Origin of the sequence: Stutzerimonas stutzeri KOS6 (assembly GCF_000307775.2) — a bacterium.
Classification (GTDB): Bacteria; Pseudomonadota; Gammaproteobacteria; order Pseudomonadales; family Pseudomonadaceae; genus Stutzerimonas; species Stutzerimonas stutzeri_B.
The window spans coordinates 2,442,341-2,457,373 of record NZ_KK020676.1 but is presented as its reverse complement, the minus strand read 5'-3'; the positions used below and the strand labels follow the sequence as shown (position 1 = coordinate 2,457,373).

Below are 15,033 nucleotides of genomic sequence, written 5' to 3'. Positions count from 1 at the left end.
CGCGCTGCAACTCCTAATGGCACACGAGGGATGATGCGATGAAAACCTGGCTAACTCTGCCTCTGCTGGTTCTGCTGCTGGCCGGCTGTGCGGGCAAGACCGCTTACCGTGACAGCTGCGCTGCGGAACTCGATGCGGCGTGGAAGGAGCAGAGCCTGGCGGAAGCCGAAGGCTTTGCCGGTACCGTGAGCTATTCCAAGGCCATGGCCTTGCTGACCGGCGCCAAGACCCAGCAACAGTTCGAAGCCTTCCGTGGCTGTACGCAGAAGGCGCAGAAGGCGCGCTTCTATCTTCGTGAGTCCCGCGCCGGTCGCTGAGCCTGCGTCTCCAGTTGCCGGCCCGTTCGCTATCGCCCAGGCCGGCAATTGTCCTCGAGCCCCGTGGCTCGCTGGCCGCTTTCCTGCGGTCCGCCATCTCATGAAAAATGTCTGCAGCTGTCTTCCGTCGTCTGGAAACAGGCGCAGCGGCGCGAGCGCTGCAACAGTGCCGGGATCACAAACTCGTCACCGGGCATTTCCTTCGCTTTGCCTGGCCGCAACTGACCAGTAGCATCAGGACGACGAACGAAGGAGAGCCTATGCGCACCCGATTGGACGCCTGCCTGCGAGCAGTCAACGACGTACTGCTCGGCAAGGAAGCTCAGGTCCGGCTGGCCCTGGCATGCCTGCTGGCCCGCGGTCACCTGTTGATCGAGGACCTGCCCGGCATGGGCAAGACCACCCTGAGCCATGCCCTGGCCAAGGTGCTGGGACTGGAGTTCCAGCGCATCCAGTTCACCTCCGACCTGTTGCCTGGCGACATTCTCGGCACCTCGGTATTCGACAAGGACAGCGGGCAGTTCGTGTTCCACCCGGGACCGATCTTCGCTGAGCTGGTGCTGGCCGATGAGATCAACCGCGCCACGCCGAAAAGCCAGAGCGCGCTGCTCGAAGCGATGGAAGAAGGGCAGGTCACCATCGAAGGCGCGACGCGCCCGCTGCCCATCCCATTCTTCGTCATCGCCACGCAGAATCCGGTAAGTTCGGGCGGTACCTTCGCTCTGCCGGAATCGCAGCTCGACCGCTTCCTGATGCGTGTTTCCCTTGGCTACCCGGCCAGGGCGGCGGAAAAGTCGCTGCTGTTGGGCGAGTCGCGACGTGATCTGCTGACCCGGCTCGAACCGCTGCTTGAGCACGACGAGCTACGTGCCATTCAGGACGCCGTTGGCCACGTGCGGGTCAGCGATGCGCTGGTCGACTACGTCCTGCGCCTGGTGGAAGCCACGCGCACCCAGCCGCAGTTCGCCTGGGGGCTGTCGCCGCGCGGTAGCCTGGCCCTGCTTGCAGCCGCCCGTGCCTGGGCCTTTCTCGACGGTCGCGACTATGTGATTCCGGAAGACGTGCAAGCCGTGTTGCCAACCGTGGTTGGTCATCGCCTGCGCGAGCGTGCGGACGCCACCGGTCACGGTGGTGGCGCGCTGGTGCAGTGGTTGCTGCGCGAAGTGCCTGCGCTGTGAGGCAGCTGTCCGCCCACTGCAGCGGGCGCCTGCCGTGAGGTTGCTGCCGCGCTTTCGCGATCGCTGGCTGCTGCGGCGCATCCCTCCCGCATCCAGCGTGCGCCTGAACCAGCGGCGCATCTTCATCATGCCCACCGCGGTCGGGCTGGCGTTTCTGGTGGCGCTGTTTCTGATGCTGCTTACCGCGATCAACTACCAGAACAGTCTGGCCTACGGGCTGACTTTCCTGCTCGGGTCGCTGTATCTCGTCACCATCCTGCATACGTGGCGCAATCTCGCCGGCTTGGTCTTGCAAGCGGGCGGAACCACCGCTGCATTCGTCGGCGAGCAGGCGCTGCTGCGGGTACGTCTGGAAAGTCCCGGTCGCGCCTATCAGGCGGTGGCGCTCGGCTGGCCAGCCAGTGGCTTGCGGCTGGTCGATGTGCCTGCGGGCGGCGCCGTCGAAGTCGAATTGAGCCTGCCGACGCAACGCCGTGGCTGGCTACGGCCTGGCCGCGTCAGGGTCGAGAGTCGTTTCCCGCTAGGGTTGCTGGTGGCCTGGAGCTGGATCGATCTGGAGCTGGCGGCACTGGTCTATCCGCAGCCTTCGAGCGCCGAACGCCCGCCGGGCTGCAGCGCGCCGGAAGCCGAGGATGAAGGCATGCTGGTGCGCGGCTCCGGCGTCGACGACTACCAGGGGCTGCGGACCTGGCAACCGGGCGATCCGCGCCGACGCCTGCACTGGAAGGCGTATTCCCGCGGCCAGGGCCTGCTGGTGAAGGACTTCGCCAGCCTGCTCGGTAACGATCCATTACTGGACTTCGATACGCTGGAGGGCGATACCGAGCAGCGCCTGTCGATACTCTGCCACTGGGTCCTCGACCTCAGCGACAAGCAGCAACCGTTCGCACTGAGCCTGTCTGGCGAGCTGGTCGGCCCCGATGGTGGCCAGGCTCATCGGGATGCCTGCCTGCGTGCACTGGCGCTGCATGGCCTGAGCGAGGAGGGCGCGAAGTGAGCGCGAAGCCGGGCATCCCGCGCAACAGTCTGATCTGGCTGCTGGTGGCTCAGATACTGGTGATCCTGCCGCACCTCACCCATCTGCCGCTATGGATTATCGGCCTGTGGCTGGGCTGTGCCAGCTGGCGAATCCAGATCTTCCGCATGCGCGCGCGCTATCCGCGCAGCTGGCTCAAGGCGCTGCTGATGATCGGCGCCGGCTTCGGCGTGTATTTCTCGCGAGGCAGCCTGGTCGGCCTGGAAGCCGGCGTGGTGCTGCTGATCGCTGCGTTCATTCTCAAACTCGTGGAGATGAGTACCCGTCGCGATGCGCTGGTGCTGATCTTCCTCGGCTTCTTCGCGGTGGTGACCAGCTACCTGTTCGAGGACAGCCTGGTGGCCGGGCTGTACAGCCTGCTGCCCGTCACGGCCTTGCTGGCAGCGATGATCGGCCTGCAGCAGAGCAGCCTGGTCACCCGACCATGGCCTACGGTACGCCTGGCCGGTTCGCTGCTGCTGCAGGCGATTCCGCTGATGTTGGTGCTGTTCCTGTTCTTCCCCCGCCTGCCGCCGCTGTGGTCGTTGCCGCAGGCCGGCGACCGGGGCACGATTGGCCTGGCCGATCACATGGCGCCCGGCGACATCGCCCGCCTGGGCCGATCGGCGGAGCTGGCCTTTCGCGTCACCTTCGATGGCGACATTCCGCCTCGCGACCAGCTTTACTGGCGCGCGGTGACCTTCGAGCGCTTCGACGGTCGCCGCTGGTCGCAGTCCTACGCCTCGCAGCTGCCCCAGGCGCCGGAGTGGCAGGCGGTGGGTGAGCCGCTCAGCTACAGCATCGTCATGCAGCCCAGCGGCCAGCCCTGGCTGTTCGCGCTGGATGTGCCGCAGGTCGAGCCCGGCGAGGCGCAACTGATGGCGGATTTCCATCTGCAGCGCGTACAGCCGGTGAACCAGCCGCTGATGTATCAAGTGACCTCCTGGCTGGACGCGCGGCGTGAAGCGACCAGCGCACCGGCGAGTCTGGGCCGTGCATTGCAGCTACCGGAGCAGGGCAATCCGCGCAGCCGCGCCTGGGCGACCGAGCTGCGGCGCTCTGCGCAGGAACCGCAGGCGATGGTGGATGCGCTGTTGAAGCACTTCAACCGCCAGCCCTATCACTACACCCTGGAGCCGCCGCCGGTGGGGAGCGATATCGTCGATGACTTCCTGTTCGAGACGCGCAGCGGTTTCTGCGCGCACTACGCCGGCGCCATGGCATTCGTGCTGCGCGCAGCGGGTATTCCGGCCCGGGTAGTGGCGGGGTATCAGGGCGGTGAGGTCAACCCGGCGGGCAACTACCTCTCGGTGCATCAGTTCGATGCCCATGCCTGGGTGGAGTACTGGGTCGCCGAACGCGGCTGGGTCAGTGTCGATCCGACATTCCAGGTTGCGCCCGAGCGGGTCCAGCAGGGACTGGAGCAGGCGCTGGCCCGCGAGCAGAGCTTTCTTGCCGATGAGCCGATGTCGCTGCTGCGCTACCGCGATATCGGCTGGATGAACACGCTGCGTTTGCGCTGGGACAGCCTCAACTATGGCTGGCAGCGCTGGGTGCTCAATTATCGGGACGAACAGCAATCGCAAATGCTGCAGCGCTGGTTCGGTAAGCTCGATGCCCAGGCGCTCGGCCTGGGGCTGGTGGCGGCGCTGGGGCTGTTGACCGCTTTGCTGGCGCTGCTGTTGTTCAAGCCCTGGCGCCGTGAAACGGATGCTCGCCAGCGCCTGTTCGGACGCTTCGAACGGCTGCTGGCGCGTCATGGTGTCCGGCGTCACACCGGCGAGGGGGTACGCAGTTTCGCCGGGCGCGCTGCGGCGCTGCTGCCCGGGCAAGCGCCGGCCATCCTCGCATTCGCCAGGCTCTATGAGGCGCAGCGCTATGCGCAGCAGCCCGGGACGGTGGATGAATTGTCGCGTGCCTTGTATCGGCTTCGTCGCGCGTTGCCCTGGCGTCCTGCACCGACGGAGCGTTGCTGAGCGCTTCATTGCCGGTATGGATGATCGGGCATTTCATCCGGCCGGTCCTGTTGAACAGGGTCGCACGCTGGTCAAGGCGCTATTAACATCGCTCGCATAACGAACGATAACGAGGTGGATATGGAGCTTTGCGAGCTGCTGCAAGCGGTGCGTGACAATCCCGGCGATGTGGTGGTGCCGGCCAGCTGGGGCCAGGGGCGGGCGGGTTTCGGTGGCCTGGTCGCGGCGTTGGCCTACGAGAGCATGCGGGCCAAGGTGCCCGATGGCAGGCCGTTGCGCTCGCTGGCGATCACCTTCGTCGGGCCGCTGGCGCTCGACACCCCGGCAAGCTTCGAGGCCGAGGTGCTGCGCGAAGGCAAGGCGGTGAGTCAGATGCTCGGCCGGGTGATGCAGGACGGGCAAGTGGTCACCATCGTCCAGGGCAGCTTCGGCGCACCGCGCAGTTCCGTCGTGGACGTCGCGGCCGAGCCGGCTCCGGCCATGCCACCGGTCGAAGCCTGCCAGGAACTGCCTTACGTAGCAGGCGTAACGCCGGAGTTCACCCGCTACCTGGCCATGCGCTGGGGCATTGGCGGGCTGCCGTTCACCGGCAATGCGTCGCGCGAAATGGGCGGCTGGGTGCGCCAGCGCGGTGATGTGCCCCGCGAGCCAATGAGTGAGGCTCACCTGCTGGCGCTGGTCGATGCCTGGCCGCCTGCCGTGTTGCCGCACCTGAAGAGCTTCGCCCCCGGCAGCTCGCTGACCTGGACCATCGAATTCATCCAGCCGTTGCCCAGCCTGGATACCCATGACTGGTGCATGTACCGCGCCGTGATCGAGCATGCCCGCGACGGCTACGGACATTGCGCTGCCGCTTTATGGACGCCCTCCGGCGAGCTGGTTGCGCTGAGCCGGCAGACGGTGACGGTGTTCGGCTAGGGCTCTGGCGAAGGTTTGGCTGGTGTGAACGACAGAGCGTTCGCACCAGCCGCTGGTTAGCGGTTACACCGCGTAACCGAGCACCCTTGGTAGCCACAGCGCGATCTCGGGAAAGATCGCCACCAGCAACAGGGCGCTGCCCATGACCAGGACGAACAACAACGCCCAGCCCACCGTCTGCTCCAGGCGAATCTTCGCAACTTCCGCGGTGACCATGAGGTTGATCGCCACTGGCGGAGTGAACTGGCCGATGGCGATGTTCATCGCCAGCAGGATGCCGAACCACACCGGGTTCCAGCCGAAGTGCTGCATCAGCGGGATCAGGATTGGCATCAGGATCAGGTAGATCGAGATGGCATCCAGCAGCATGCCGGCCAGGAGCACGGCGATCATCACCAGTACCAGCAGTACCGCGCCGTTGTCCGACAGCGAGATCAGCCATTCGGCCAGGTGGCGGAAGGTGCCGAGCATGGTGCCGGCCCAGGCGAAGATGCCTGCCAGGGCGATGATCAGCATGACCACCCCGGACATCACCGCCGCCTCGCCGAGCAGCTTCCACAGGTTGCGCCAGTCCAGTTCGCGGGTGACGAACAGGCCGACCAGCACGCCATAGGCGACGCCGGCCACTGCCGCTTCGGTGGGGGTGAACAGGCCGCTGCGCAGGCCGCCGAGAATCAACACCGGGGCGAACAGTGCCGGCAGGGCCTGGCGGAAGCTCTCGCCCAGCGGCGGGCGCTCGGCGCCTTCGGGGTTCTCCCAGCCATAGCGCTTGGCCAGCAGCCAGGCCGGCAGCAGCAGCACCAAGCCGGCGATGATCCCCGGGAACAGCCCGGCGGCGAACAGCGCGCGCAGGTCGACGCCGGGCACCACGATGGAGTAGAGGATCAGCGCGATGGATGGCGGGATCAGGATCGCGGTGGACGCCGAGGCGGCGATCAGGGTCGCCGAGAACGGCTTCGGGTAACCGGCGCGGGTCATACTCGGCAGCATCACCATGGCCACTGCCGCAGCATCCGCCGGACCCGAGCCGCTCATCCCGCCCATGATCAGGCAGACCAGGATGGCGACCATCGCCAGGCCGCCGTGGCGCGGGCCGATCAGTGCCTGGGCGAAGCGCACCAGGCGCAGCGCCACGCCGGACTTCTCGAATACGAGACCGGTGAGGATGAACAGCGGAATGGCGATCAGCGGGTACTTGGCCACGCCGTTGTAGGTATTGGTGCCCAGGGTCGCGAGCATGTCCGGCGACAGCCCGGAGAGAATGCCGACCGCCCCGGACAGCGCCAGGGAGAAGGCCACCGGCACGCCGAGCAGCAACAGCAGCAGGAAGCTGGCGATCATCCAGATATCAGGGCTCATCGCCGAGTCTCCCGCGCAGACGGTCGAGGGTCATCTGGGTCAGTCGCAGCAGCATGCACAGCGCCAGCAGCGGCAGCCAGACCACGTACCACCAGTTGGGCAGGCCGAGGCCGGGGGACTGCGATTCCCACTGGTATTCCTCCAGGGCGAACTGGCCGCCGAACCAAACCACCAGCCCCAGCACCAGCACGCTGGCCAGCCACTGCAGCAGGATCAACGGCACCCGCAGGCGCGGGAACAGGCGCTCGACGAAGCCGATGCGGATGTGCCGGTTGCTGCGCATGGCCACCGAGGCGCCGGCGAATGTCAGGATGACCAGCAGAAAGACTGAAAACTCCTCGGTGAAGGCGAAGGAGGCATCGGTGAAATAGCGCACCACCACGTTGGCCAGGCTGATCAGGCTGATGATCCCCAGGGCCAGGGTGGCCAGCACGCGCTCGAAGCGCGCGTCCTGTCGATTGTTCATGGGTTTCCTCGAATCCCGGCGGCATCGCGCTGCCGGGCAGAACGGTTTTACTTGGCGGTGGCCGCGCGGGCGGCTTCCATCAGTTCGGTGCCGATCTTCGGCGCCCACTTCTCATGCACGCTGCGGGTGACCTCGACGAAGGCCTGGCGCTGCTCGGGCGTCAGCTCGATGACATCCACGCCACGGGCGCGGATGTCATCCAGGCGCTTGGCTTCGCTGCTACGTGACAGCTCGATCTCCCACTTGCCAGCGTCGATGGCGGCCTGGCGCAGCAGTTCGCGGTCGGCCTCGGGCAGCTGCTTCCAGACGCGCTGGTTGACCGCGAAGACCAGCGGGTCGGCCATGTAGTGCCAGAGGGTCAGGTGCTTCTGCCCGACCTGGTCGATGCGCGCCACGTCGAATACCGACAGTGGGTTCTCCTGGCCGTCCACCGCGCCGGTGGTCAGCGCCGGCTTGGCGTCGGCCCAGCTCATCTGGGTTGGGTTGGCGCCGAGGGCGGTGAAAGTGTCCTGGAACAGCGGCGAGCCGACCACGCGGATCTTCAGGCCGGCCAGGTCCTGTGGCGTCGTCACCGGCTTGACCGAGTTGGACAGTTCACGGAAGCCGTTCTCGCCCCAGGCCAGCGGCACGATGCCGCGCTTCTCGATGGCGGCGAAGGCCATCTTGCCTGCCTCGCCGCCGGTGATGGCGTCCAGGTCCTGGCTGTCCTGCATCAGGAACGGCAGCGAGAACAGGTTCAGCTCCGGTACCTGCGGCGACCAGTTGATGGTCGAGCCCACGGCCATGTCGATCAGGCCGGAGCGCATGGCGGAGAACTCCTTGGTCTGGTCGCCTGCGACCAGCTGCGAGTTGGGGTAGATGCGCAGGGTGATCTCACCCTTGGAGCGCTCCTCCACCAGGTCGGCCCACTTCTGTGCGGCCTGGCCCCAGGGGAAGGCGTCGGAGAGCACGGTGGATACCGAATATTCGCGGGCGGAGGCGGTGAAAGTGGCAGACAGGGCGGCAGCGGCGGCCAGCGCGGTGAGGCAGCGGGTCAGTTTCATGGGGCGTCCTTGTTCGGATCGGTCTTTTATGATTTGCGTCGGCGAATGCCGCACTGCTGGACAGCGTCGGCAAAAGCGATGGCGGGATGAGGCCATCGGGAACGCGCGGATGGCGCGAAGGGACGCGGCTGGCTGCGGAAGGGTAAATGCAGCGAAACTGGCAAGGCGTCACGGTAGCCGCACGCCTTGTGGGCGAGCGGCAGGTCCGGGCAACTATCGCAGAAGCCGCTGGCGAGCGCCATGGCTGGGCGCACGAGGATGCGCCGAGAGTGCGAGGGCCCGGTGGCGGTATCTTGCCGTGCGAAATCTGCCTTCAATGGGATTGTCGATGCTGATCGTGCCGACGGCCTCGGAGCTGACGGCGAACGCGTTGTCCTTGAGTGTCGGCGAGTCCATCACCGCGGAATGGTTCGATAGGCCGTAGCTCTAGTGGCGGCCCAGCGGGCCGTTGGCATTTCTTCGTGATCGGCCATGACCGGGTAATCATCGGGCTCAACCCGCCGAACTCCATCTGGAGCGCGCCGACCGGTAGGGCATGCCTCCAGGGCGATACCCTGTTCGGTCATCATCGGTAATGATCTGTCGCAAGGTTATCGTCGCTAATGAATCGCGGGGTGATTCGCTGAGCTAGTCTTTGTTGGGTCCGTTCCCGCCTCGTACGGCGTGTGATGAAACTGGGGCAGACCCTAATCACGGTCATGGCGGATTGTGTAACGAGCATGCAGGCTCGTGTCGCTGGCGGCAGGCAACACGCTGCTTTTGCACTGACATGAGGGAGATTTGGCGATGAAGATCGAGCGATTCGAAGACCTGATCGACTGGACACGCGACACCCACGCCATGCTGGCTCGTTGCATGGCACGCTGTTCCAACAAGCACGAGGAAACACGCGCCAAATGGCTGCTGGTGTACCTCGCGGATCATGAGCGCGCGTTGGCCGAAACCATCGACAAGATCGAGAAACATGCCGATCCCAAGGCGCTGCACACCTGGATCTACGACTATCTGACGCGCAACCCCGTGCTGCGCAATCAGGCGTGCAAGGCCTACGACACCATGACGGTGGAGGATATTTCGCTGGATATCTTCACCATCCACAACCAGGTCATCGACCTTTACCGCTCCCTGGCACGTCGTGCCGAGATCGACGGCGCGCGTAGCCTGGCTGAAGACCTGCTACGCCTCGAGGAGCACGAGACGATGCGTCTGGCCCGGCAGGTGGGGCGCATTCACGAGATGTAAGCGAAGACGCGATCCGACCGTTTCAAGCATACTGCCGCACCATTGAGGATGCTGCTCGCGGGGCGGTCGATGTTCGCGTTTTCCGGCTATCTCGGTCTTTTTCTCGCAGCCTTTGGGGCTGCCACGCTGTTGCCCCTGCAGTCCGAAACGGTGCTCGCCGGCCTTCTGCTTTCGGAGCGCTACGGGGTCTGGGGACTGGTGGCCGTGGCCAGCCTGGGCAATGTACTGGGCTCGCTGGTGAACTGGCTGTTGGGCCGTTACGTCGAGCAGCTCCGTCACAGGCGCTGGTTTCCGGTCAACGAGCGGCAACTGGCCCGGGCGCAACACTGCTATCACCGTTACGGTCGCTGGACCTTGCTACTCAGCTGGGTGCCGATCATCGGTGACCCGCTGACTCTGGTAGCTGGCGTGATGCGCGAACCCCTGTGGAGCTTCCTGCCGATCGTCATCCTGGCCAAGACCGGACGTTACCTGATGGTGATGGGACTCACGCTCGGCTGGATGTGACGCAAGTGCTGACAGCACGGCGTGGCTGGCCGATCATGACCGGCATCGAGACCGGGCAGGATCCAGGACGCATGGCCATCGAATGGCAAACGAAACCGGAAGACACCATCGTCCCGGCCAGTGCCAGCCGGGACAGCATCAGCGCCCGGTTGGTGGCCGAGGCGCTGCTCGGCTTCGTGCAGTCCGGGCTGTCGGCCGAGCAGTTACTGGACGAAATAGGACTCGACCCGACCTGCCTGCGAGATCCCGACGGGCGCATGGACGTGTGCGAGTACTCGCAACTCTGGCTGCGCCTGGCGCGACGCTTCGACGACGAGTTCTTCGGCATGGACCCGCGGCGGCTACGCTCGGGCAGCTTCGTCTTTCTCAGCCGTAGCTGCGTCCAGCAGCCAACGCTGGAAAAGGCGCTGACTCATGCATTGAGCTTTCTCGGGCTGGGGCTGGAGAACCTGCGCGGCAAGCTGATCCGCAGCCAGAGCCTGGCCGAGGTCGTGCTGCGCGAGCGCAATGCCGAGCCGGCGCGAGCGTTCTGCTACTTCACCTTCTGGATGCTCCTGCACGGCCTGGCCTGTTGGCTGGTGGGGCGACGCATCCCCTTGCTGGCGGTCGAACTGCGCTGTGCCGAGCCGGACTACACCGACGATTACCGCGTCATGTTTTCCGACAACCTGCGTTTCGACCGGCCCTCGACCCGGATCATTTTCGCCGCCGAAGTGCTCGGCCTGCCGATCCGCCGCAGCGAAGCGGAGCTGCGCAGCTTTCTCGCCGGGGCGCCGGCCAACATCCTGGTGCGCTATCGCGACCACTCCAGCCTGGCCAGCCGCATCAAGCAGCGCCTGCGCAGCCTGCCCGCCGAACGCTGGCCGGACAGCGAGACGCTGGCGCAGGAGCTCTGCATGTCGGCGTCGACCCTGCGCCGTCGCCTGGCGGAAGCGGGGCAGCCCTACCAGGCTATCAAGGACGGATTGCGTCAGGAGATGGCCACCGAATGGCTCGCCGATGCCGCCATCAGCTACGGCGAGATCGCCGGGCAGCTGGGTTTTGCCGATGTCAGTTCGTTCTACAAGGCGTTCCGCAAGTGGTCTGGTATCAATCCCGGGCACTACCGCAATCTGATGGTCGCTCCGGCTCGCGACTGATCGCGCGTTGCTGGGCTAAAGCCCACCCTACGGAGTATCGCCCCCTCACCTGTAGGGTGGGCTTCAGCCCAGCAACTGCCCGTACATCCTTCGCCCATCGACGTAGTCGCCTTTTGCCATTGGCCAAAACGGTCAGGCAGGTTGAGCAGATCGACCATTGCCGCACCCGTGTCGCTGTCCAAAGATGGCCTCGGCATCGCACCGAATAACAACAAACACGGGAGAGCGCCATGCAGATTCTCGACAAGGTATTCCTCGTCACTGGCGGCGCGTCCGGCCTCGGGGCTGCGGCGGCGCAGGCGCTGGTGGAGTCAGGTGGCAAGGTGCTTCTGGTCGATCTCGACGAAACGGCGGCGCAGGCCACTGCCCAGGCGCTGGGTGCCAATGCGTTCAGTGCGGTCGCCGACATCCGTGACGAACAGGCCGCCCGCCGCGCCGTCAGCGCCGCGCGGGAGCGCTTCGGCGCGCTGCACGGACTGGTGAATTGTGCCGGCGTCGCCGGCGGCGAAAAGGTACTGGGGCGCAACGGCCCGCACAGCCTGGACCGCTTCAGTCGCATCGTTGGCATCAACCTGATCGGCAGCTTCAACATGCTGCGGCTGGCCGCCGAGGCGATGGCCGAGAACCCGCCGGACGAGAGCGGCGAGCGCGGCGCGATCATCAATACCGCCTCCATCGCCGCCTTCGACGGGCAGATCGGCCAGACCGCCTATGCCGCGTCCAAGGGCGGAGTGGTCAGCATGACATTGCCGGCTGCCAGGGAGCTGGCGCGCTTCGGCATCCGCGTGATGACCATCGCCCCCGGCGTATTCGAGACGCCGATGATGGCCGGCATGAGCCAGGAAATCCGCGACTCGCTGGCCGCCGGCGTGCCATTCCCGCCACGCCTGGGCCAGCCGGCCGAGTACGCCGCGCTGGTGCGGCACATCTTCGAGAACAGCATGCTCAACGGCGAGGTGATCCGTCTCGACGGTGCCTTGCGCATGGCCGCCAAGTGAAGGAAGCAGAAGATGAAAGATGATCCGATCGTAATCGTCAGCAGCGCGCGCACGCCCATGGGCGGCTTTCAGGGCGACCTGCAGGGCATGACCGCCTGGCAGCTCGGTGCTGCCGCCATCCGCGCCACCGTGGAACGCAGCGGCCTGCCGGTCGAGAACGTGCAGGACGTGCTGATGGGCTGCGTGTTGCCGGCCGGCCAGGGCCAGGCGCCCGCACGCCAGGCGGCGTTGAGCGCCGGACTGACCCGCGCGACCACCTGTACCACGGTCAACAAGATGTGCGGTTCGGGCATGCAGACGGTGATCATGGCCCACGACCAGCTGCTCGCCGGCAGCGCCGATATTGTCGTCGCCGGCGGCATGGAAAGCATGTCCAACGCGCCTTACCTGCTCGACCGCGCCCGCGGCGGCTACCGCATGGGTCATGGCCGGGTACTCGACCACATGTTTCTTGACGGCCTGGAGGACTCGTTCGACAGGGGCCGACTGATGGGCACCTTCGCCGAGGAATGCGCCGACGCCTTCGGCTTCAGCCGTGAAGCCCAGGATTCCTATGCGTTAGAGTCCCTGCGTCGCGCTCAGGCAGCCATCAGCGAGGGGCGTTTCGCCGAAGAGATCGTCACGCTGGAGGTCACCCAGGGCAAACAGCAGCGGCAGATCCGCGACGACGAGCAGCCGCCCAAGGCGATGCCGGAGAAGATTCCCGGCCTGAAGCCGGCGTTCCGCGAGGGTGGTACGGTGACCGCAGCCAATTCCAGCTCGATTTCCGACGGTGCCGCCGCGCTGCTGCTGATGCGTCGCTCCGAAGCCGAGCGTTGGGGCCTGCAGCCACAGGCGGTGATCCACGGCCACGCGGCCTACGCCGATGCGCCGAATCTGTTCACCACCGCGCCGATCGGGGCAATCCGCAAACTGATGGAACGCACCGGCTGGTCCACTGAAGACGTGGAACTGTTCGAGATCAACGAAGCCTTCGCCGTGGTCGCCATGGCCGCCATGCGCGAGCTGGGTTTGGACCACGCCAAGGTCAACGTCAACGGCGGTGCCTGCGCGCTCGGCCATCCGGTGGGTGCGTCCGGCGCGCGGATTCTGGTGACCCTGCTTTCGGCATTGCGGGCGCGTGGTTTGCGCCGCGGTGTGGCAGCGATCTGCATCGGCGGCGGCGAAGCCACGGCCATGGCTGTCGAACTGATCTAGGTTCTGTACGAAAAGTCGTCGAGCGAAGGTCAGGCGAGGCAAAAACGGGTGAGGAAGCGGAGTTTACGTGCTGTAAATGAGCATTCCGAACCCGTTTTTAACGAAGCATCACCGAGCGCAGGCACTTTTCGTACAGAGCCTAAGGAGGCGCCCATGCTGCCCAATGAAGATTACAACGTGCCCGCCAGTCCTGCGCGTGCTGGAATTTGCCGGGATCGGGCCAGGCCCGCATTGCGCGATGCTGCTGGCGGACATGGGCGCCGAAGTGCTGCGTATCGAGCGCGAGGATGGCAACGGCTGGCCGAATCCGGTAATCGATCGTGGTCGCAAGACACTGACGCTGGATATCCGCATCTGCGCCAGCGAGGCGTTTATCAGGAATTCGACGGCATCGATGCGGGTCGCGCCAGCTCCGCGTTTCTCGCGCACGCCCGGCAAGGCTCGGCGGACGCTTGAATGTGCGCTCTGCGCAGACTGGGATTGAGTGCCATGGTCGAGCCGCCGGCGCTCGGACACGTGCCAAGCCGCTCGGCAGCGGCTGTTCTTCAGGCTTTTGAAAAAAACTTTCCTTGTTGAACTGCCGTTTCGTTTGATGTCGGTTGGCGACCGCATATTGGACAGCCGGTCAGGAAAGCGACTTCTGTATATATAACGCTAATGCCGAGCTATCGCTCGAAGGTAATGATTCGATTTCGTTCGGACGCTTTTTATAGGCTGGAATGCGCGTCGTAGACGTGCCGCACGTCGGTTGAAGTTGCGCTGCATCAGCAGCTGGCTAATATGAAATCGGAGGCTGCTTATTACAACAAAAACGGGGAGTCAAACGTCATGAATAACAATGCCGAGCAACAAGTAGTTGCACTTGAACTGTGCCGTTTCCTTGCTCATTGCCTCGCCGCGATCGTAGTCGTGGGGATGCTTTTTGTGGGTCTTTTGGGAACCTGGCACGCTGCCCTCAACGTTGGTGTCGTTCCACTGCTGGCTATCGCGGTCTGCGACTATCTGGCCAGACGCAAGGAAACTGCTGTACTGACAGCAGACGCCTGATACGCCCCAGGCGCTAACCAGCCGACGAACCTGCTATGTCCATCGAGCGACCGATCCCCTGACAGTGACCGCTGCCAGGGGCGTTGGGCCGGGCAAGCAGAGACAGCTACCCAAAGGTGTTACTCCTTTCGTATAGCGTAACGTTCACTGGGGAGCACGGTAACGAATCTGCCGTCGAGCATTCCTGTGGAGGCGTAGTTGAGATCGCTAACCGATTGAAAAATAACGAAACTCATGAGTTGGCATGGCTAATGCTTATGTTGTTCGTATAACAAAAACAAGAAAGCACATCCCATAACAAGAACAACACGTAGCGGCTCCGACACAATAAAAACAAGCATGTGGAGGCGTAGCAAACTGATTCTTTTGGAGAGGAATTGCCCGACAGGTTTCCTGTCGACCGGACCGAGAACAACAAAACTGCCTTGAGGCAGCTCCAGAACCGGTTGAGCCCGCGAGGGCAGTGGCAACATCAGCGACCAAAATAATCCGTTTGTTCTTTATGTCCCTGGTGGACAGCTATACGGACGTTGGTCCGGCCGGGTTACGAACAATAACAACAAGCCCGTCAGCAGAAGAAGAACAAAGCAACACGCCCTGAAGGGGAGCCTCGATGGCTCCCCTTTTTATT

The 15,033-nt window shown here is 64.6% G+C and carries 14 protein-coding genes and 1 pseudogene; 12 read left to right on the top strand and 3 right to left on the bottom strand.

What is annotated here, in order from left to right; all coding sequences use genetic code 11:
- Positions 1-38: 38 nt before the first annotated feature.
- From B597_RS39310 to B597_RS39290, 5 genes are all read left to right on the top strand, one after another.
- The gene (locus B597_RS39310; RefSeq protein WP_003294751.1) at positions 39-317 is read left to right on the top strand and encodes a hypothetical protein; all 279 of its coding nucleotides are present in this window, start codon (positions 39-41) and stop codon (positions 315-317) included.
- A 260-nt stretch (positions 318-577) separates the two neighbouring features.
- Complete coding sequence (locus B597_RS39305; RefSeq protein ID WP_003294750.1) at positions 578-1,495, top strand: AAA family ATPase; 918 nt, start codon at positions 578-580, stop codon at positions 1,493-1,495.
- 34 nt (positions 1,496-1,529) lie between these two features.
- Positions 1,530-2,492, top strand: a complete 963-nt coding sequence (locus tag B597_RS39300) for a DUF58 domain-containing protein (RefSeq protein ID WP_024162327.1) — start codon at positions 1,530-1,532, stop codon at positions 2,490-2,492.
- On the top strand, positions 2,489-4,486 hold the full coding sequence (locus B597_RS39295; protein WP_024162326.1) for a transglutaminase TgpA family protein: 1,998 nt from the start codon (positions 2,489-2,491) through the stop codon (positions 4,484-4,486). The genes B597_RS39300 and B597_RS39295 overlap by 4 nt, the downstream gene beginning before the upstream one ends.
- A gap of 120 nt (positions 4,487-4,606) precedes the next feature.
- Positions 4,607-5,404, top strand: a complete 798-nt coding sequence (locus tag B597_RS39290) for an acyl-CoA thioesterase (RefSeq protein WP_003294747.1) — start codon at positions 4,607-4,609, stop codon at positions 5,402-5,404.
- 63 nt (positions 5,405-5,467) lie between these two features.
- Here the strand turns inward: B597_RS39290 and B597_RS39285 are convergent, their stop codons facing one another.
- Genes B597_RS39285 through B597_RS39275 form a run of 3 tightly spaced genes read right to left on the bottom strand, consistent with a single transcriptional unit; the run spans position 5,468 to position 8,272 of the window.
- Positions 5,468-6,763, bottom strand: coding sequence for a TRAP transporter large permease (locus B597_RS39285; RefSeq protein ID WP_003294746.1), 1,296 nt, complete (start codon positions 6,761-6,763; stop codon positions 5,468-5,470).
- Positions 6,753-7,229 (bottom strand): TRAP transporter small permease, encoded by a 477-nt coding sequence (locus B597_RS39280; RefSeq protein WP_003294745.1) that lies wholly within the window; start codon positions 7,227-7,229, stop codon positions 6,753-6,755. The genes B597_RS39285 and B597_RS39280 overlap by 11 nt, the downstream gene beginning before the upstream one ends.
- Before the next feature lie 47 nt (positions 7,230-7,276).
- Entirely contained in the window at positions 7,277-8,272 is a 996-nt protein-coding gene (locus B597_RS39275) for a DctP family TRAP transporter solute-binding subunit (RefSeq protein WP_024162325.1), read from the bottom strand.
- Between the two features lie 786 nt (positions 8,273-9,058).
- Here B597_RS39275 and B597_RS39270 point away from each other — a divergent pair.
- The 7 genes and pseudogenes from B597_RS39270 (at position 9,059) to B597_RS39240 (ending at position 14,402) form a co-directional block, all read left to right on the top strand.
- Complete coding sequence (locus B597_RS39270) at positions 9,059-9,514, top strand: hypothetical protein (RefSeq protein ID WP_003294743.1); 456 nt, start codon at positions 9,059-9,061, stop codon at positions 9,512-9,514.
- Positions 9,515-9,583: 69 nt separating this feature from the next.
- A complete protein-coding gene (locus B597_RS39265) occupies positions 9,584-10,021 on the top strand; it encodes a YqaA family protein (RefSeq protein ID WP_003294742.1) in 438 nt (145 codons plus the stop codon).
- A 71-nt stretch (positions 10,022-10,092) separates the two neighbouring features.
- A complete protein-coding gene (locus B597_RS39260) occupies positions 10,093-11,160 on the top strand; it encodes an AraC family transcriptional regulator (RefSeq protein ID WP_024162323.1) in 1,068 nt (355 codons plus the stop codon).
- 230 nt (positions 11,161-11,390) lie between these two features.
- A complete protein-coding gene (locus B597_RS39255) occupies positions 11,391-12,158 on the top strand; it encodes an SDR family NAD(P)-dependent oxidoreductase (protein ID WP_003294739.1) in 768 nt (255 codons plus the stop codon).
- A 12-nt stretch (positions 12,159-12,170) separates the two neighbouring features.
- Positions 12,171-13,355 (top strand): acetyl-CoA C-acyltransferase, encoded by a 1,185-nt coding sequence (locus B597_RS39250; protein WP_024162322.1) that lies wholly within the window; start codon positions 12,171-12,173, stop codon positions 13,353-13,355.
- A 163-nt stretch (positions 13,356-13,518) separates the two neighbouring features.
- Positions 13,519-13,716: pseudogene (locus tag B597_RS47855) on the top strand (CoA transferase); the annotation flags it as partial.
- Positions 13,717-14,183: 467 nt separating this feature from the next.
- Positions 14,184-14,402, top strand: a complete 219-nt coding sequence (locus B597_RS39240; RefSeq protein ID WP_031323602.1) for a hypothetical protein — start codon at positions 14,184-14,186, stop codon at positions 14,400-14,402.
- Positions 14,403-15,033 lie beyond the last annotated feature (631 nt).

What these genes read in the sequence shown, in the direction of transcription:
- B597_RS39265 (WP_003294742.1), top strand. Translation starts at nt 9,584, where the DNA reads ATGTTCGCGTTTTCCGGCTATCTCGGTCTTTTTCTCGCAGCCTTTGGG.
- B597_RS39305 (WP_003294750.1), top strand. Translation starts at nt 578, where the DNA reads ATGCGCACCCGATTGGACGCCTGCCTGCGAGCAGTCAACGACGTACTG.
- B597_RS39280 (WP_003294745.1), bottom strand. Translation starts at nt 7,229, where the DNA reads ATGAACAATCGACAGGACGCGCGCTTCGAGCGCGTGCTGGCCACCCTG.
- B597_RS39285 (WP_003294746.1), bottom strand. Translation starts at nt 6,763, where the DNA reads ATGAGCCCTGATATCTGGATGATCGCCAGCTTCCTGCTGCTGTTGCTG.
- B597_RS39260 (WP_024162323.1), top strand. Translation starts at nt 10,093, where the DNA reads ATGGCCATCGAATGGCAAACGAAACCGGAAGACACCATCGTCCCGGCC.
- B597_RS39270 (WP_003294743.1), top strand. Translation starts at nt 9,059, where the DNA reads ATGAAGATCGAGCGATTCGAAGACCTGATCGACTGGACACGCGACACC.
- B597_RS39310 (WP_003294751.1), top strand. Translation starts at nt 39, where the DNA reads ATGAAAACCTGGCTAACTCTGCCTCTGCTGGTTCTGCTGCTGGCCGGC.
- B597_RS39290 (WP_003294747.1), top strand. Translation starts at nt 4,607, where the DNA reads ATGGAGCTTTGCGAGCTGCTGCAAGCGGTGCGTGACAATCCCGGCGAT.
- B597_RS39275 (WP_024162325.1), bottom strand. Translation starts at nt 8,272, where the DNA reads ATGAAACTGACCCGCTGCCTCACCGCGCTGGCCGCCGCTGCCGCCCTG.
- B597_RS39240 (WP_031323602.1), top strand. Translation starts at nt 14,184, where the DNA reads ATGAATAACAATGCCGAGCAACAAGTAGTTGCACTTGAACTGTGCCGT.
- B597_RS39255 (WP_003294739.1), top strand. Translation starts at nt 11,391, where the DNA reads ATGCAGATTCTCGACAAGGTATTCCTCGTCACTGGCGGCGCGTCCGGC.
- B597_RS39250 (WP_024162322.1), top strand. Translation starts at nt 12,171, where the DNA reads ATGAAAGATGATCCGATCGTAATCGTCAGCAGCGCGCGCACGCCCATG.